The sequence below is a fragment of the Bradyrhizobium sp. AS23.2 genome, assembly GCF_001908185.1.
In the GTDB taxonomy this organism is placed as follows: Bacteria; Pseudomonadota; Alphaproteobacteria; order Rhizobiales; family Xanthobacteraceae; genus Bradyrhizobium.
The window spans coordinates 12,152-29,331 of record NZ_LGHM01000113.1 but is presented as its reverse complement, the minus strand read 5'-3'; the positions used below and the strand labels follow the sequence as shown (position 1 = coordinate 29,331).

General features: G+C 65.2%; 18 protein-coding genes and 1 riboswitch. Of the genes, 15 read left to right on the top strand and 3 right to left on the bottom strand.

Annotated elements, in window-relative coordinates; genetic code table 11:
- From AC630_RS23730 to AC630_RS23695, 8 genes are all read left to right on the top strand, one after another.
- The coding region (locus tag AC630_RS23730) for a winged helix-turn-helix domain-containing protein (RefSeq protein ID WP_349539129.1) at nucleotides 1–691 on the top strand (691 nt) is incomplete at its 5' end.
- A gap of 27 nt (nucleotides 692–718) precedes the next feature.
- Complete coding sequence (locus AC630_RS23725) at nucleotides 719–1,366, top strand: Vgb family protein (protein ID WP_074120861.1); 648 nt, start codon at nucleotides 719–721, stop codon at nucleotides 1,364–1,366.
- Between the two features lie 127 nt (nucleotides 1,367–1,493).
- On the top strand, nucleotides 1,494–3,062 hold the full coding sequence (locus tag AC630_RS23720) for a DUF4403 family protein (RefSeq protein WP_074120860.1): 1,569 nt from the start codon (nucleotides 1,494–1,496) through the stop codon (nucleotides 3,060–3,062).
- 123 nt (nucleotides 3,063–3,185) lie between these two features.
- Nucleotides 3,186–4,295, top strand: coding sequence for an ABC transporter ATP-binding protein (locus AC630_RS23715; protein WP_074120859.1), 1,110 nt, complete (start codon nucleotides 3,186–3,188; stop codon nucleotides 4,293–4,295).
- Between the two features lie 84 nt (nucleotides 4,296–4,379).
- A complete protein-coding gene (locus AC630_RS23710) occupies nucleotides 4,380–5,429 on the top strand; it encodes an ABC transporter substrate-binding protein (protein ID WP_074120858.1) in 1,050 nt (349 codons plus the stop codon).
- A 124-nt stretch (nucleotides 5,430–5,553) separates the two neighbouring features.
- On the top strand, nucleotides 5,554–6,816 hold the full coding sequence (locus AC630_RS23705; protein WP_074120857.1) for an ABC transporter permease: 1,263 nt from the start codon (nucleotides 5,554–5,556) through the stop codon (nucleotides 6,814–6,816).
- The gene (locus AC630_RS23700) at nucleotides 6,813–7,643 is read left to right on the top strand and encodes an ABC transporter permease (RefSeq protein ID WP_074120856.1); all 831 of its coding nucleotides are present in this window, start codon (nucleotides 6,813–6,815) and stop codon (nucleotides 7,641–7,643) included. The genes AC630_RS23705 and AC630_RS23700 overlap by 4 nt, the downstream gene beginning before the upstream one ends.
- Before the next feature lie 314 nt (nucleotides 7,644–7,957).
- Nucleotides 7,958–9,166, top strand: a complete 1,209-nt coding sequence (locus AC630_RS23695; RefSeq protein WP_074120855.1) for an ABC transporter substrate-binding protein — start codon at nucleotides 7,958–7,960, stop codon at nucleotides 9,164–9,166.
- A 220-nt stretch (nucleotides 9,167–9,386) separates the two neighbouring features.
- Here the strand turns inward: AC630_RS23695 and AC630_RS23690 are convergent, their stop codons facing one another.
- Complete coding sequence (locus tag AC630_RS23690; protein WP_074120854.1) at nucleotides 9,387–9,917, bottom strand: PRC-barrel domain-containing protein; 531 nt, start codon at nucleotides 9,915–9,917, stop codon at nucleotides 9,387–9,389.
- A gap of 226 nt (nucleotides 9,918–10,143) precedes the next feature.
- The gene (locus AC630_RS23685) at nucleotides 10,144–10,707 is read right to left on the bottom strand and encodes a hypothetical protein (RefSeq protein ID WP_074120853.1); all 564 of its coding nucleotides are present in this window, start codon (nucleotides 10,705–10,707) and stop codon (nucleotides 10,144–10,146) included.
- Between the two features lie 181 nt (nucleotides 10,708–10,888).
- Between AC630_RS23685 and AC630_RS23680 the strand changes: the two genes are divergently transcribed.
- Together AC630_RS23680 and AC630_RS23675 are read left to right on the top strand one after the other, a co-directional pair.
- Complete coding sequence (locus AC630_RS23680) at nucleotides 10,889–11,644, top strand: response regulator (protein WP_074120852.1); 756 nt, start codon at nucleotides 10,889–10,891, stop codon at nucleotides 11,642–11,644.
- Between the two features lie 13 nt (nucleotides 11,645–11,657).
- The gene (locus tag AC630_RS23675) at nucleotides 11,658–12,986 is read left to right on the top strand and encodes an ATP-binding protein (RefSeq protein WP_074120851.1); all 1,329 of its coding nucleotides are present in this window, start codon (nucleotides 11,658–11,660) and stop codon (nucleotides 12,984–12,986) included.
- 9 nt (nucleotides 12,987–12,995) lie between these two features.
- Here the strand turns inward: AC630_RS23675 and AC630_RS23670 are convergent, their stop codons facing one another.
- Nucleotides 12,996–13,214 carry a hypothetical protein gene (locus tag AC630_RS23670; RefSeq protein ID WP_074120864.1) on the bottom strand — a complete coding sequence of 73 codons (219 nt, stop codon included), beginning with the start codon at nucleotides 13,212–13,214 and terminating at the stop codon, nucleotides 12,996–12,998.
- Nucleotides 13,215–13,455: 241 nt separating this feature from the next.
- Here AC630_RS23670 and AC630_RS23665 point away from each other — a divergent pair, with 241 nt between their 5' ends.
- The 5 genes from AC630_RS23665 to AC630_RS23645 all read left to right on the top strand — a co-directional run bounded on the left by AC630_RS23665 (nucleotide 13,456) and on the right by AC630_RS23645 (nucleotide 17,121).
- On the top strand, nucleotides 13,456–14,001 hold the full coding sequence (locus tag AC630_RS23665; protein WP_074120850.1) for a lytic transglycosylase domain-containing protein: 546 nt from the start codon (nucleotides 13,456–13,458) through the stop codon (nucleotides 13,999–14,001).
- 229 nt (nucleotides 14,002–14,230) lie between these two features.
- Nucleotides 14,231–14,359, top strand: a riboswitch (TPP riboswitch).
- Nucleotides 14,347–15,357: an FAD-dependent oxidoreductase gene (locus AC630_RS23660; protein ID WP_074120849.1), complete on the top strand. Its 1,011-nt coding sequence runs from the start codon at nucleotides 14,347–14,349 to the stop codon at nucleotides 15,355–15,357. (Overlaps the previous riboswitch by 13 nt.)
- 7 nt (nucleotides 15,358–15,364) lie before the next feature.
- Nucleotides 15,365–15,562: a sulfur carrier protein ThiS gene (gene thiS, locus AC630_RS23655; protein WP_074120848.1), complete on the top strand. Its 198-nt coding sequence runs from the start codon at nucleotides 15,365–15,367 to the stop codon at nucleotides 15,560–15,562.
- Between the two features lie 181 nt (nucleotides 15,563–15,743).
- On the top strand, nucleotides 15,744–16,526 hold the full coding sequence (locus AC630_RS23650; protein WP_074120847.1) for a thiazole synthase: 783 nt from the start codon (nucleotides 15,744–15,746) through the stop codon (nucleotides 16,524–16,526).
- A complete protein-coding gene (locus AC630_RS23645; protein WP_074120846.1) occupies nucleotides 16,513–17,121 on the top strand; it encodes a thiamine phosphate synthase in 609 nt (202 codons plus the stop codon). Before AC630_RS23650 ends, AC630_RS23645 begins: the two co-directional genes overlap by 14 nt.
- Nucleotides 17,122–17,180: the final 59 nt, after the last annotated feature.

The window sequence follows — 17,180 nt, the reverse complement described above, 5'->3', positions numbered from 1 at the left end:
GCAGGCGGGCATCCCCGCGCTCGCGGCCGAGGTCGACAGCGCGAACCTCATCCTCGACACGCCGGCAGCGCGCCTGATCGCGCGCGGCAGCGAACACCCGTTGTTGCTCGGAGAGGTCGAAAGACTGGCTACCTCGACTGCGCTCGTCATGGATACCTTCCATCATATTGTGCGCAGGCGAGGCGTTGTCGTGTCGCTCGGAACGCGGCCAGTGCTGTTCGCGCTCGCCCGTCTTCTGGCGCAGGCATGGCCCGCGGATGTCTCGCGAGAGGCGTTGATTGGCGGTGCGTTTCAAGCGAAGCACGTCGATGAGTCGCACCGCGCGCGATTGCGCGTCGAGATCGGGCGGCTCCGCACCAAGCTCAAGCCGCTGGCCGACGTCAGCGCGACGAAGCAGGGTTTTGTGCTGGCGCCGCGGAAGACGCGCGACGTCCTCGTGCTGGCGCGGCCCGTCGAGGAAAAGCACGCCGCCGTGCTCGCCTTTCTCGCCGACGGCGAGCCCTGGTCGAGCTCGGCGCTCGCGCTTGCGCTTGGAATCAGCCCGCGCACGGTGCAGCGGGCGCTCGAGGAGCTCGCCCGATCGAACAAGGTGCAGTCGTTCGGACACGGGCGGGCACGCCGCTGGATGACCCCGCCTGTCCCGGGTTTCCCGACAGGCTTGTTACTCCCGGGCCCGTTGCTGAAAGCGTAGGATGGTTACATCACAGGGATCAAGCACATGAAGCGTTCAGACGCCGAGATCGTCAGGGAGTACGGGCCTTTTGCGGGCGTCGAGGCGGTGCATGGCGTTACCTATGACGGCACGCATGTCTGGTTTGCGTCCGGCGACAAGTTGAATGCGGTCGATCCAGCCAGCGGCAAGATCGCACGCTCCATCAACGTTGCCGCACACGCGGGAACGGCGTTCGACGGCCGGCACCTGTTCCAGATCGCCGAGGATCGCATTCAGAAGATCGACGCGGCGACCGGCACGGTCGTCAGCACGATCCCCGCGCCGGGGGGCGGTGGCGATTCCGGCCTCGCCTGGGCCGAGGGTTCGCTCTGGGTCGGTCAGTATCGCGAGCGGAAGATCCATCAGGTCGATCCCGAAACGGGGGCCGTTCTTCGCACCATCGAAAGCAAGCGCTTCGTGACCGGCGTCACCTGGGTCGACGGCGAGCTCTGGCATGGCACCTGGGAAGGCGAGGAAAGCGACGTGCGGCGGATCGATCCCGAAACCGGCAAGGTGCTCGAGCAACTCGACCTGCCCGCTGGAACAATCGTGACGGGACTGGAGTCGGATGGCGGCGATCGCTTCTTCTGCGGCGGCGGAAGTCGCGGCAATGTGAGAGCGGTCCGCCGTCCGAGGCGAACTGCTCCGCGGTGACGGCCTGAATGTACGGCGGCGCGTTCGCCCCCGTTAACTTGTTCGCCGCAATTCCACCCCACCGGTGCGCTCTAGCGCCCTCCTCGCCCGCCCTGTAAAACCCCAACCGGGGCGGCCTGGGGGATCGATGCGACTAACGTTAGACTTGAAGACTGTCTTGATCGCCGTCGCGGTACTTGCGGCGTCGTTCTTCATCAGCCTGAAGGCAATGGACTGGCTGTCGCCGAGCGCGACCACGTCGGCGCCGCCGGTTACGCAACTGCCGCCGCTGCCGCCGGTCTCGAAGAGCTCGATCGTGGTTGCGCCGGTCGCGATCGCGCTGTCGGCGATCCGGGATCAGGCCGAGCGGGCCGCGCCGCGCAATTTCGCGGGGAAGGCCGAGAACCCGATTTCACAAATCCTCGAGGACGCCGATATCGGCTGGTCCGCGATGCGCGGGCCGATGTCGGCTGTCGGCGACAAGGACGTGCTGACGCTGTCGACGCCGCTCACAGGCAAGCTGAACGTGACGGGCACGCTGTCCTCGAAAGCCACCGGCGCGCTCGGCGAAGCGCTCGGCAGCGTGCTCGGCGGCAATGCCGCAAAACAGATCGGCGCGGTCAACATCAAGAACCTGAATGCCAGCGCCGAAATCAAGGGCAACGTGGTCGTGACCTCGCGCCCGAAGCTCGCGGCCAACTGGCATCTCGAGCCCAATCTCGGCGGCCAGGTCAATCTCGGCGACACCAACCTTGCGGTCGCCGGCGTCAAGGTCAACGTGCCGGCGCAGGTGAAGCCGCTGATCGACAGGACCGTCGCTGACCAGTTGAACGTCGTTTCCGAACGCATCCGCAACGATCCCTCCCTGCGCGAGAATGCGAAGGTGCAATGGGCTAAGGCCTGCCGCTCGATCCCGCTGCAAGGCAGCGGCGCCTCGGCCGCGCTGCCGCCGCTCTGGCTCGAGATGAAGCCGATCCGCGCCATCGCCGCGCAACCGCGCGTCGACGCGCAGGCCGTGACGCTGCTGCTTGGCCTGGAGGCCGAGACGCGGGTGACTTCGGCGCCGACCAAGCCGGAGTGTCCGTTTCCCGACAAGATCTCGATCGTGCCGCCGACCGGCACCGGCGTGAATATCGGTGTGCCGATCGATGTGCCTTTCACCGAGATCAACAAGCTCATCGCGGCACAGATGGTCGGCCACACCTATCCCGAGGACGGCTCCGGCCCGGTCGACGTCACCGTGAAGAGCGTCAACGTGATCCCGTCCGGCGACCGGCTGCTGATCTCACTGCTGGTCCGCGCCAAGGAGAAGAAGAGCTGGTTCGGTCTCGGCGCAGAGGCGACCGTGCACATCTGGGGCCGGCCGATGCTCGACCAGGCGCAGCAGACGCTGCGGCTCGCCGACATCCAGCTCGCGGTGGAATCCGAGGCGGCCTTCGGCCTGCTCGGCGCCGCCGCGCGCACGGTGGTGCCGCAGCTCCAGCAGGCGCTGGTGCAAAAGGCGACGCTCGATCTGAAGCCGATTGCCGCCAATGCGCGCGAGAAGATCGCGGCCGCGATCGCCGACTACCAGAAGAGCGAGGACGGCCTCAAGGTCGAGGCCAAGATCGACAGCCTGACGCTCGCCGACATCGCCTTCGATTCCAAGACGCTGCGCGTGGTCGCGGAAGCCGGCGGCACGCTGAATGTGTCTGTGACGAAGCTGTCGGGGATGTAGCGGACCTTCACTCACCGTCTTCGTCGCTTGGGCCGCTGGCATTCTCGTCGGAGGATGCTAAGCTGTTCCTCGCAACCTCGGACGAGGTGCTGACAGCATTGTAGGGGGCAACGCGAGGACGACATGGAAGCCGGCATGGTTACGCCCGCGCCGGCGCTGGTGCGCTTTTCCGGCATTCAGAAGACCTACGATGGCGAGCACCTCGTGGTGAAGAACCTCGATCTCGAAATCAGGAAGGGCGAGTTCATCACCCTGCTTGGCCCGTCGGGCTCGGGCAAGACGACCACGCTGATGATGCTGGCCGGCTTCGAGGTTCCGACTCATGGCGAGATCTACCTCGCTGACCGGCCCATCAAGAACATGCCGCCGCACAAGCGCGACATCGGCATGGTATTCCAGAACTATGCCCTGTTTCCGCACCTGACGATCGCGGAGAATATTGCCTTCCCGCTATCCGTTCGCAAAATCAACAAGGCGGAAGCGCAGGAGCGCGTAAGGGCGGCGTTGCGCATGATCAAGATGGATACCCTGGCGCACCGACGGCCCGGGCAACTGTCAGGCGGTCAGCAGCAGCGCGTGGCACTGGCCCGCGCGCTGGTTTTCAATCCGCAGCTCGTGCTGATGGACGAGCCCCTGGGCGCCTTGGACAAGCGCCTCCGGGAGCAGATGCAACTGGAGATCAAGCAACTGCACAAGACGATGGGCATCACCGTCGTCTACGTCACCCACGATCAGAGTGAAGCGCTCACCATGTCGGACCGCATCGCCGTGTTCAACGACGGCATTGTGCAGCAGGTCGACACGCCCGACGCGCTGTACGAGCATCCGGTGAACAGCTTCGTCGCCCACTTCATCGGCGAGAACAATGTGTTGGCCGGCACCGTCGAGACGGTCGAAAAGGAATATTGCCGCGTCGCGCTGGCTGGTGGCGGCGCCGTGACCGCACGGGCAGTCAACGTATCAGGCGCGGGCGCATCGACTTCCCTGTCGGTGCGGCCGGAGCGGATCTCCATTATCCTGGACGGCACCTCCAGCGACGGACTGAACCGCCTGCCGGCCAAAGTGCAGAACACCATCTATGTCGGCGACCACGCGCTGGCTGTGCTCGATGTCGCCGGCAACGGGGAGTTCATTGTCAAGCTTCAGCCGGACGCACATGACAGCCTGAGACATGGCGAAAGCGTGTTCATCACCTTCCGCCCCGAGGACTGCCTGGCCCTCGATCCCGTCTGATCCAATCCTGCAGCCTTTCTCCAACGCAAGCGGACCGGCATCGATCAACCTCAACGCAACTCATATGAAGAAGGAACAAAGACCATGCTGAAGCGCAAGATTGTCCTGGGTTTCGCCGCGGCGCTCACCGCCAGCGCCGCGCTGGCCACGGCCGCGCAGGCGCGTGACCTCACCGTCGTGTCGTGGGGCGGCGCGTATCAGGATGCCCAGAAGAAGGTCTATTTCGAACCGTTCAGGAAGGCGGCCGGTATTCCGATGAACGACGAGTCCTGGGACGGCGGCGTCGGCGTGTTGCGCGCCAAGGTGCAGGGTGGCGCCGCCACCTGGGACGTCGTCCAGGTCGAGAGCGACGAACTGGCGGTCGGCTGCGAGGAAGGCCTGTTCGAGAAGATGGAGTATTCCAGGATCGGCGGCGAGGCCGCCTATATACAGCCGTCAGTCAATCCCTGCGGCGTCGGCGCCATCCTCTACGATTTCGTTCTCGGCTACGACAAGGACAAGCTGAAGGAGGCGCCTGCGGGCTGGGCCGACTTCTTCGACACCAAGAAGATCCCGGGCAAGCGCGGCCTGCGTCAGGGCCCGAAGACCACGCTGGAGATCGCCCTCATGGCCGATGGCGTCGCACCGAAGGACGTCTACAAGGTGCTGGCGACCGACGAGGGCGTCGAGCGCGCGTTCAAGAAGCTGGACACCATCAAGGGCGACATCGTCTGGTGGAAGGCCGGCGCCCAGCCGCCGCAATTGCTCGCCTCCGGCGAGGTGGCTATGACCTCGGTCTACAATGGCCGGATCGACACCGCGAACAAGAACGAGAAGAAGAATTTTGGCATGGTGTGGGACGGCGCGCTCTTCACCCTCGACAGCTGGGTCATCCTGAAGGGTAGCCCGAACAAGGATGCGGCCTACAAGTTCCTGGACTTCGTCGGCAAGCCGGAGAACCAGTCCAAGCTGTCGGAGAACATTGCTTATGGCACCTCGAATAAGGACGCAGCCGGCCGGCTGCAGCCCGCCGTTCTGAAGGACCTGCCGACAGCGCCTGATAACATCAAGAACGCGGTCGAGATCAACGTTGCCTTCTGGCTCGAGAACATCGATCGCCTGACCGAGCGCTTCAACAAATGGGCAGCGAAATAGCGTGCTGCCGAACCGGCGTGCGGCACAGGCAGAGGATCGAGACCTCTTCACCTGTGCCCCACCCCTTGCATGAAATGGCGAGGGATTTCCGGTCAAAGAGGCTCAACCCGGGGAACCTCAACCGATGACAGCCGCGTCCCTGACCGGCGCCGATGCCCAGGCCGAGGTGCCGCTCAAGCGCCGCCTGAAGCGGGCGGAGCGAGCGCGCCAGATCAAGGCGTTGGCACTGGTTCTGCCGCTTCTGCTGTTTCTGCTCTTCACCTTCGCAGGCCCGATCGCCGGCATGCTCTGGCGCTCGGTCGATGACCGGGAGGTGCGTCAGGTTCTGCCTCAAACCGTAGCTGTTCTCGCCAACTGGGACGGCAAGGACCTGCCGGACGAAAAGGCCTACGCGGCGCTGGCAAGCGACATCCTGGCGGGGCGCGCCTCCGGCACCGTCGCCATCGCGGCCAAGCGGCTCAACTACGCGCTGAACGGCTTCCGTACGATCCTGACCAGCACTGCACGCAATCTCAAGGCGGTGCCGGAGCCCGGCACGGCCAAGGAGACGCTAAGCAAGATCAACCCGGCCTGGCGCGAACGCACCACCTGGACGACGATCAAGGACGCCAGTGGCCCGATGACCGGCTTCTACCTTCTGGCGGCGCTCGACCTGACGCGGAACGTGGACGGCGCGATCGTCGCAGCCTCGCCGGATCAGGCCATCTACCGCAGCGTTTTCGCGCGCACCTTCATCATCAGCCTCAGTGTCACGGCACTCTGCCTGATCCTCGGCTTCCCGGTCGCCTACCTGCTGGCGACGCTGCCGCCGGGCCGGTCGAACCTGCTGATGATCTTCGTCCTGCTGCCTTTCTGGACTTCGCTTCTGGTCCGCACGTGCGCCTGGATCGTCTTGTTGCAGAGCAACGGCGTCGTGAACGACAGCCTGCACTGGCTTGGCATCATCGACGAGCCGTTGCGCCTGATCTACAACCGCTTCGGTGTCTGCGTGGCAATGACCCACGTTCTCTTGCCGTTCATGATCCTGCCGCTGTACAGCAGCATGAAGGCGATCTCGCCTGCTTACATGCGTGCCGCCGCCTCGCTCGGTGCGCCACCCGTGACCGCCTTCCTGCGGATCTACCTGCCTCAAACCCTGCCCGGTATCGGCGCGGGAAGCCTGCTCGTCTTCATTCTGGCGCTCGGCTACTACATCACACCGGCACTCGTCGGGGGCGCCGCCGATCAAATGATCAGCTACTTCATCGCGCTCTACACGACCGAGACGGCCAACTGGGGCCTTGCTTCGGCATTGGGTGCGGTGCTGCTGCTGGTCACTCTTCTGCTCGCTCTCGTCTACGGAAAGCTGGTGCATGGCCAGCAGGTCACGGGAGGAATGAAGAATTGAGCGATAATCCCTCCCTCCGCACGCCCAGCCAGCGCATCGCGTGGATCGCGACCATCGTTATCTCCACGCTGGTGTTCATCTTCCTGATCGCGCCGATCCTGGCGATCATGCCGCTGTCCTTCAGCTCAGGCTCCTACCTGACCTATCCGCTGCCCGGCCTCTCCTTGCGCTGGTACGACGACTTCATCAATTCGCCGCGCTGGATGACGTCGCTGAAGAACAGCATGATCATCGGCGTCGCCTCGACCCTGCTGTCCATGTTGCTTGGCACGCTGGCCGCGCTGGGCCTGGCGCAGTGGAAGAGCCGGTTCAAGCCGCTCGTGCTGGCTTTCGTGCTGTCGCCGGTCGTCGTACCCGGTGTCATCACCGCGGTCGGTCTGTATTTCTTCTTCGCGCCGATCGGACTGACCGGCAGTTATCTCGGCTTGATCCTGGCCCATACCGCGCTGGCGACGCCCTTCGTGGTGATCACGGTCGGCGCGACGCTGCAAAGCTTCGACACCAACCTGGCGCGCGCCGCTGCCTCACTCGGCGCCTCGCCGCTCTACGCGTTCCGCCGCGTGATCCTGCCGCTGATCCTGCCCGGCCTGGCGTCGGGCGCGCTGTTCGCCTTCGCGACTAGCTTCGATGAGGTGGTGATCGTGCTGTTCATGGCAGGTCCCGAGCAGCGCACCCTGCCGCGCGAAATGTTCAGCGGCATCCGCGAGAACATCAGCCCGACCATCACGGCAGCGGCGGTAATTCTGACGACGGTATCGGTCATCCTCCTCGCCACCCTGGAAGGCCTGCGCCGACGCAACGAACGGCTCAAGGGCAGCAGCGCCTGACCGGCGCCGTCGCGCATACGATCGACGTGACCGTGAGCAAGTTGGCGGGGACGTAGGCCCTTCGTCATTCCGGGGCGCGCCCTTGGGGCGCGAGCCCGGAATCCATTCATCCACCATCGCTGAGGCCCGATGGATTCTCAGATGCGCAATTGCGCATCAAAGCTCGCGCCGTCGCGCGCCCCGGAATGACGGAGCCCGCCCCCCTACTTATTCCCAACGTCCTCACGCGTCCTTGGCTTTGCCGCCGCGACCAATTGTCGCTAGAACAGTCCCTGCATCAAAATCCCAAACAACACACAGGGAGAAAAACAAACATGCAAAAGCTCATCGCCGCCGTTGCGGCCGGCTTCGCCCTCGCCGCCACGCCCGGCGCCGCGCAGGCGCAGATTTCCGACGATGTCGTCAAGATCGGCGTGCTCACGGACATGTCGAGCCTCTATGCGGACGCGACCGGCAAGGGCTCGCTCGCAGCGGTCGAGATGGCGGTCGCCGATTACGGCGGCAAGGTCGCGGGCAAACCGGTGCAGGTGGTCGCCGCCGACCACCAGAACAAGCCCGATGTCGGCGTCAACATCGCCCGCAACTGGTACGACAATGACAAGGTCGACGCGATCTTCGACGTGCCGACATCCTCGGTGGCGCTGCCGATCTCGGCGCTGACGCGCGAGAAGAACAAGATCAACATCAACTCCGGCGGCGGCTCGTCCGACATCACCGGCACCGCCTGCTCGCCCAACACGGTGCACTGGACCTACGACACCTATGCGCTGTCGAACGTCGCCGGCAAGGCGATGGTCAAGCGCGGCGAGGACACCTGGTTCTTCGTCACCGCCGACTACGCCTTCGGCATGGCGCTCCAGCGCGACGCCGCCAACGTCGTCAAGGAGAGCGGTGGCAAGGTGCTCGGCGAGGTCCGCCATCCCCTCAACTCGTCGGACTTCTCCTCCTTCCTGCTCCAGGCCCAGGCTTCCAAGGCCAAGGTGGTCGCGCTGGCGAACGCCGGCGGCGACACCACCAATGCGCTGAAGCAGGCGTCCGAGTTCGGCCTGATACAGGGCGGCCAGAAGATGATCGCGCTGCTGCAGGAAGTCACCGATACGCACTCCCTCGGCATCAAAGCCACGCAGGGCCTGATCGTCACCGACGCCTTCTACTGGGACATGAACGAGGAGACGCGCGCCTTCTCGAAGCGCTTCAACGAGAAGGTCGGTCACATGCCGACCATGATCCAGGCCGGCCTCTATTCGGCGACCATGCACTATCTGAAGGCGATCGAGGCCATCAAGACCGACGAGGCCCCGAAGGTGATGGTGCAGATGCGCGCTACGCCGATCAACGACTTCTTCGCCAAGAACGGCAAGATCCGTATCGACGGCCGCATGGTCCACGACATGTATCTGTTCGAGGTGAAGAAGCCCGAGGAATCCAAGGGCGAGTGGGACCTCTACAAGCTCATCGCCACCGTGCCCGGCGACGAGGCTTTCCGTCCGCTCGACAAGGGCGGCTGCCCGCTGGTGAAGTGAAGCCAGGCGCCTGATGACCGGCCGGTGCCAATCCCTCATCCTGAGGAGCTTGCGAAGCAAGCGTCTCGAAGGATGAAGGCCCGGCTGGTGGCCTCGCCCTTCGAGACGCGCGCCAGAAGCGCGCTCCTCAGGGTGAGGATCAACATCTCTCAATGACGAAACGACACGACAGCGCGCCCAGTGAAAACCGGGCGCGCTTGGTTTAGGCGTTTAGAAGCCATTACTCCGAGTACTTGAACTCGGGCATGTTCTTCAGCTCGTCCTTGCTGGCGTTGAACACCGCGTGGTCCGGATACCACTTGGACGACGAGGACGACGACGTGGTCGTCGCGGTCTTGTCGGTGCCGGTCGCAGCGCCCGTGGTCGTGGTCGACTTGCTTGTCGCGCCGGAGTTGCCCGTGCCGGTGTAGGCGACGGCCTCGTTGACGAACTTCAACTTCTCAAAAGGCACGGCGACCAGGTGCTCGCCCATGCCGAGGAAGCCACCGACGCCGATCACGGCGATCTTCACGGCGCCGCTCTTGTCCATCACCAGATCGTTGATCGATCCGATGTTCTCGTTGGCGTCGTTATAGACCTTAACGCCCGCCATCTTCGATGCACGCCATTCACCCGACGCAGTCGTGCTTGTGGTTGTCGCAGTAGCCGCCGGCGCCGCCTTGTCGGTGGTGGTCGTCGGCGATTGCGCGAACGCAACGGTCGCAAGGAGTGCGGTGCCGGCAAGGCCGGCAGCGATCGATTTCATCAACATTGTTGTCCTCTCCTTCGGCAGAAAACTCGTACGGAGAAAACCGCGCTGATCACTCGCAGTTCCTAAACTGCGGCAATTTGGTAGTTCGATTCTCGGGAAGGATTCGAAGGCAAATGTTCCTGCGTCACTCAGGAACACTTTTGCAGCGTACGGTTCCCCGCCGACGATCATGCGCCCTGGGTGGGGCACGACGGCGGCGAGGAACGCGCCGACCTGTTCGCCCAGGTCAGCTCTTGTAGTCGATCAGAAGCGCGGAGAAGTCCGAGCCGCTCGACGAACTCGTCGCGCTGCCATTGGCGCCGTAGGACGACGCCGATGATTGCGACTGCTGCAGCGCCTGGAGGAATTGCTGGAGGATCTCGGCTGTGGTCGAGTCGGTGGAGGTGCTACTGGTCCAGTCCGTGGACGACGACGAATCCGAAGAGCTGTCGTCCGGCGGCGGACCGGGCGGCGGTCCGCCCGCACCGCCGGGACCGTTGGCGAAGGCGGACTTGAACACGTTCTTCAACTCGCTCGCCTGATCCGACGTCAGCGTCCCGTTCGAGACCTCGTTGGAGATGAGGTCGTCGATCTTCGATTGCATGTCGTCCCTGGAGGGGCGCGTGCCGCTCGACTGGTCGCTCGGCCGGCTCTGCTGGAGCGCCGTGTCGATGTCGGTCAGCGCCGTCGAGAGCGCGGACTGGTCCGACGACGAGATCGTGCCGGCGGAAACTTCCGATTCCAATTCCTGCTGCAACCGCTGCAACGGCGACTGGTAGTTACCGGCGGAGGCCGCCGAAATCGAGGTCATGATGGCTCCGTGGTTTTTGCGGGGTTTCGTGGCCGACCGCGCCACGGTATGGTTAACGGCCTTAACGAGACCTTGCCGCTCCACTGCCCAGGCATTGCCGGGTGTTGCATTCCGAACGGCTGGAAACATACCGAAACAAAAATCTTCGCCCTTCGGCCCGAATCTTGGACAAACAAAGCTCATGGCCATTCCCAATCCCAACATCCTGGTCGTCGAGGACGACCGCGAAACGCGGACGTTGATTGCGAAGTACCTGCGCAACAACGCCTGCAACGTCACCGCCGTGAGTGACGGCCGCGAGATGTCGCGCGCCATGGCCGATCACAGGGTCGATCTCATCATCCTCGACGTCATGCTGCCGGGCGAGGACGGCTTGAGCTTGTGCCGCAAGGTGCGCTCGGAGGCACAGACGCCGATCATCATGCTCACCGCGCGCGGCGAGGACGTCGACCGCATCGTCGGCCTCGAAATGGGCGCGGACGACTACCTGCCGAAGCCGTTCAATCCGCGCGAGTTGCTCGCCCGCATCAACGCGGTGCTGCGCCGCCAGGCAGCCGCGCAAGCCGCAAGCTCGATCGAGGGCGCGAGCACGCTCGCGTTCGAGGGCTGGCGCATCGACCTGCGCCTGCGCGAGCTGCGCAATCCGGAGGGCGCGCGCGTCGCGGTGACCAGCGCCGAGTTCGATCTCTTGCGGACGTTCTGCGAACGCCCCGGCCGCGTGCTCTCGCGCGACAGCCTGCTCGACCTCACGCAGGGCCGCAACGCCGGCTCGTTCGAACGCTCCATCGACGTGCTGGTCAGCCGCATCCGCCGCAAGATCGAGCCCAATCCGCAGGATCCGACCATCATCAAGACGGTGCGCTCCGGCGGCTATCTGTTCACGCCGAGAACTGAAGCAGCCGGCAACGAAGCGGTCGCGACGTCCCTGAGCAACTAGTGGGGCGGTCATCATGACGCCGTTCCGCTTCTTCCACCTCAAGAGTATCGGCGGACAGATCGCCGCGCTCGTGGCAGCCTCGATCGTCGCGCTGCATCTGATCCTCACCATCAGCTTCCTGGTCAGCCGGCCTGACCGCGCCGAGCCGCCGCCCGACAGCGCGCATCAGCTCGCGGATGCGGCTCTCCTGCTGAGCGGCGCCGACGCCAGCGAGCGGCCCCGCATCCTTGCCGATATCGCGCGTGCGTTTCCGAAGGCAGGCATCGAGCTCCTCGCGCCGGGCGCCGTTTCCGTCGCCGACGACAACGGGGGCCAGCATCTGCGCAGCGTGCGCCGGCATCTCGGCCATCAGTACGAGGTAATCGCGCTCGCGCCGAGCTTCGGCGTGCACCGGGTCGCGGTCCAGCTTCCCGACGGCACCATGATCACGGGACGCGTCGAGCAGGGAACGCATGGGTCGCGGCTCTTGGGCGGGCCGTGGATGATCACGCTGCTGTTCGCATTGATCAGTGTCACGATGCTCGGGCTGTGGGCGGCCTACGCGCTGGCCGCACCGCTCTCCTCATTCGCCAAGGCCGCGGAGAATTTCAGCCTGGACGGCACCGCCGAGCCGCTGCCCGAGCGCGGCCCGGAGGAGATCCGCCAGGTCGCGCGCGCGCTCAACCGCATGCATGAGCGGATCGCGCGATTGATGTCGGATCGCACCAGGATGCTGGCCGCGATCAGCCACGATCTGCGCACGCCGATCACGCGGCTGCGCCTGCGCGCCGAGTTCATCGAGGACGAGGGCAACCGCAAGCGCATGCTGATCGATCTCGATCAGATGCGCTCGATGCTCGAATCCGTGCTGTCGCTCCTGCGTAACGACCGCAAGATCGAGGCGGTGACGCTGGTCGACATCGCGAGCACGCTCCAGCTTGTCGCCGACCAGTTCGGCGACATGGGCCATGTCGTGCATTATGACGGCCCCGCTTCCGCAACCGCCGTCGCGCGCCCCGACGATTTGCACCGCGGCGTCACCAACCTCGTCGAGAACGCGGTGCGCTTCGGCGCCGAAGTGACGATCCGCCTCGAAGTCGCCGGCACCAAGCTCGTCATCGACGTCGAGGACGACGGCCCCGGCATCTCGGATGCGCGCAAGCAGGAGATGCTGGAGCCATTCGTGCGCGGCGACGACGCGCGCACCATGGACGATTCCACCGGCTTCGGGCTCGGCCTGTCGATCGCGCGCGCGATCGCGCTCGCCCATGGCGGCGAGCTGTCGCTGCACGACCGCGAGCCACACGGATTGATCGTGCGGATGCAATTGCCGGTGTGGCAGCAGCCGCGGCTGGCGGCTTAAGCCAGCGCCTCAGGCCGCAAGCGGCGGATGCTCGATCGCTGCAGGCTTATCGAAGATCGCGACCGCCTCGAAGCGATAATCGCAGGCGCGGCATGTCCAGAGATAGGAGATGCGCCCCTCGCCCAGTTCGATCCAGTCGGGTTGCGGGATCGGCGCGCCGCATTGGGCGCATGGGTTCTGTCTGGGGATATCGCTGGCGTGTGCGTTGGCCATGTTGGTTTTTTTCATGGCACCTCTCCCGTTTTGCGGCGTCTTCTTACTCGCTTTTGCGAGGCTGCGCGAATAGACAGCGTTGCTGCCGCGCGCGGTGGTTCGTCCGCCCAAAGGGAACGGTACGCCAGCATTGCGTCGTAACCGCGGCTCGGCGCCGCAAAATCGCTGGCAGCGGCGTTTGGCCACATCATCGCCGCGTTCGGCGGGCCTAACGGCAGCCGGGTGCAGGTCACTCAGGGATATCAAGGGATATCTGATGAAAATTTTACGCGTTGCCGCGCTGCTCGCGGCCGGACTGACATTGCCGCAGGCCGCATTCGCGGGCGAAGCCGAATATGCCGAGATGGTCGCGATGCATGCGCGCGCCAACGGCGTGCCGGAGGCGCTGGTGCACCGCGTGATCATGCGCGAAAGCCGCTATCAGCCGGGTCTTGTCGGCCATGGCGGCACCATCGGGCTGATGCAGATCAAGCTCGCGACCGCCCGCGGGCTCGGCTACACCGGCGATGCCGCAGGCCTGCGCGATCCCGACACCAACCTCACCTATGCGGTGAAGTATCTCGCCGGCGCCTATCACGCCGCCAATGGCGACCACGCCCGAGCCATTCGTTATTTTGCTGGCGGCTATTACTACGCTGCAAAGCGCCAGCACCAGGAACAGCTGGTGCAGCAGGCCAGCGCCGAGACGAGCGGTCAGCCTTGGCTCGAGCCGAACGGCAACCCGCAGCCGATGTTCGGCACCGTGCCGCACCGGAAGCTGGCGCAGCGCGTTCGCAACGCGCGGGCGCAGGCCCCGAAATAGCTCTCGTGTCCCGGACGCGCTGCAACGCCATAGCGCGTCGAAGACGCGCGTAAACGCGCTTACGGCGATGCTGCGCAGAGCCGGGACCCACCACATCCCGCTACAATAGGCCCCGGCTCAGCAGCGCACCACGCCGCGAAGCGCGGCGCACTGCACTGCGCCCGGGGCACGAGAGCGGTGGGGTTCCCGCCAAGACGCGTTGACACCAGCCGTCACTGGCATACATTAGAGGCGTTCCGAGGGGTGCTCCGAGGAGGAGCTGAGATACCGCTAAATGGGCAAACCCGCCCAGGACCGCGGTGACCCTTTGAACCTGATCCGGGTCATGCCGGCGAAGGGACAGGGATGTACCAGACGAAGAAGCGGCCGGACTCTCCGGTATCCATCATCGGAGCAGGCATTGCAGGAGCCTGGCAGGCGCTATTGTTCGCGCAGGCCGGCCACACCGTCACTTTACACGAGCGCGGTGACGCAGGGATGACCGACGCCACCAGCCATTGGGCCGGCGGCATGCTCGCGCCCTATTGCGAGGCGGAGGTCGCCGAACCCATCATCAGCCGCCTCGGCCTGCGCTCCCTCGACATCTGGCGGCGCGAATTGCCGGACACCCCGTTCAACGGCTCCCTGGTCGTCGCCCATCCGCGCGAGCGCAACGATTTCGAGCGCTTCGCCCGGATGACCGAGGAGCACCGCCGGCTCGATGCAGCTAGCCTTGCCGAGCTCGAGCCGTCGCTGGAGGGTCGCTTCCGCGACGCGCTGTTCTTCCCGACCGAGGGCCATGTCGAGCCGCGCCGCGTGCTGCCGAAGCTGCACGAGCGCATCCGCGCCGCCGGCGGCACCATCAAGTTCGATAGCGACGTCACCGCCGCCGATCTCGACGGCATCGTCATCGACTGCCGCGGCCTCGGTGCGCGCGAGGAACAACCCGAGCTGCGCGGCGTCAAGGGCGAGATGATTTTGATCGAGACCAGCGAGGTGCGGCTTGAGCGCCCGGTGCGGCTGATCCATCCGCGCTGGCCGCTCTACGTGATCCCGCGCGAGGACAATCTGTTCATGCTGGGTGCGACCTCGATCGAGGCCGAGGACACCGGCGTCAGCGTCCGCTCTGCGCTGGAGCTGCTGGGCGCGGCCTATGCCGTGCATCCGGCCTTCGGCGAGGCGCGGATCGTCGAATTCGGCTCGGGCCTTCGCCCCGCTTTTCCCGACAATCTCCCGCGCATCGGCATTCGCGGCGGCAGGATCACCGTCAACGGGCTCTACCGTCACGGCTTCCTGATCGCGCCCGCACTCGCCGAGCTGACGCTCGCTTATGTCGAGCGCGGACAGATCGACAATGAGGTGATGCAATGCGGGTGATCGTCCAATGTTTTTGATCATAAACGGCGAGCAACGCGAGGTGAATTCGGCCAGCGTCGACGCACTGCTCACTGAACTCGACTACGAGGGCACCCATTTCGCGATCGCGCTGAACTACGACGTCGTGCCGAAAAGCCGCTGGGCCGACACTCACCTCAAGGCCGGCGACGAGATCGAGATCATCACGCCGCGGCAGGGAGGGTGATGATGACGGCACGCTCTTTCCGATCGTCGTCCCGGTGCGCGCGCCTCACTCCACCGTCATCGCCCGGCTTGACCGGGCGATCCAGTACGCCGCGGCTTCTCGGTTCTAGCCGCGCCGCCGCGGCGTACTGGATCCCCGCTTTCGCGGGGATGACCGCGTCCTCTAAGGAGACACCTCGATCATGGTGACCTTCTACGGCAAAACCTTCGCCTCCCGCCTGCTGATCGGCAGCGCGCTCTACCCCTCGCCGGCGATCATGCAGGCCGCGATCCGCGCGTCCGGCTCGAACATCGTCACGGTGTCGCTGCGCCGCGAGGCCGCCGGCGGCAAGACCGGGGACGCCTTCTGGAAGCTGATCCGCGAGCTCGACGTCACCGTGCTGCCGAACACCGCCGGCTGCCGCAGCGTGCGCGAGGCAGTGACCACGGCCAAGCTCGCGCGCGAGCTGTTCGGCACGAGCTGGATCAAGCTGGAAGTGATCGCCGACAACGACACGCTCCAGCCCGACGTCGTCGGCCTGGTCGAGGCCGCCGCCATCCTGATCAAGGACGGCTTCGAGGTGTTTCCCTATTGCACCGAGGATCTCTCGGTTGCGAACCGTCTGGTCGACGCCGGCTGCAAGGTGGTGATGCCATGGGCAGCTCCCATCGGCAGCGCCAAGGGCATCATCAACCGCGACGCGCTCAGACTGCTGCGCGAGCGGCTGCCCGACATCACGCTGGTGGTCGACGCCGGCCTGGGGGCGCCGAGCCACGCGGCGCACGCGCTGGAGCTCGGCTATGACGCCGTGCTGCTCAACACCGCGATCGCGAAAGCCGCCGACCCCGTCGCGATGGCGAACGCCTTCCGTCTCGGCGTCGATGCCGGCCGCACTGCGTATGAAGCCGGGCTGATGAACGCCCGCGACTTCGCCTCCCCGTCCACCCCTGTCGTTGGGACACCGTTCTGGCATGCCGTATCCTGATCGCTTCTATCCCGTCGTCAACAGCCTCACCTGGGTCGAGCGCCTGACCAAACTCGGCGTCGGCACGATCCAGCTCCGCACCAAGGAGCTCAACGACGCCGACGCACTCCAGATCGTCACCGACGCGCTGGCGATCACAGAGGGCACGCAAGCCAAGTTGGTCGTGAACGACTATTGGCGCGCCGCGATCGTCGCGGGCGCGAAATATCTGCATCTCGGCCAGGAGGATCTGGCCGACGCGGACCTCAAGGCGATCCGCGCGGCCGGCCTGTCGCTCGGCGTCTCCACCCACGACGATGAGGAGCTGGCGACTGCGCTCGCCGCAAAACCCGACTACGTCGCGCTCGGCCCGATCTTCTTCACCACGCTCAAATCGATGCGCTTCGCTCCGCAGGGCATTCCGAAGATCACGGAATGGAAGAAGCGCATCGGCACCATCCCGCTGGTCGCGATCGGCGGCATCAAGTTCGAACACGCCGCGGAGATCTTCGCCGCAGGCGCGGATTCCATCGCCGTCGTCAGCGACGTCACGCAAAATGTCGACCCGGATGCGCGGGTGCGGCAGTGGCTTGGCCAATCCAGGGAGGCTGCGTGATGCGCGCGCTCTCTCTACGCACTCCGCCGTCATCGCCCGGCTTGACCGGGCGATCCAGT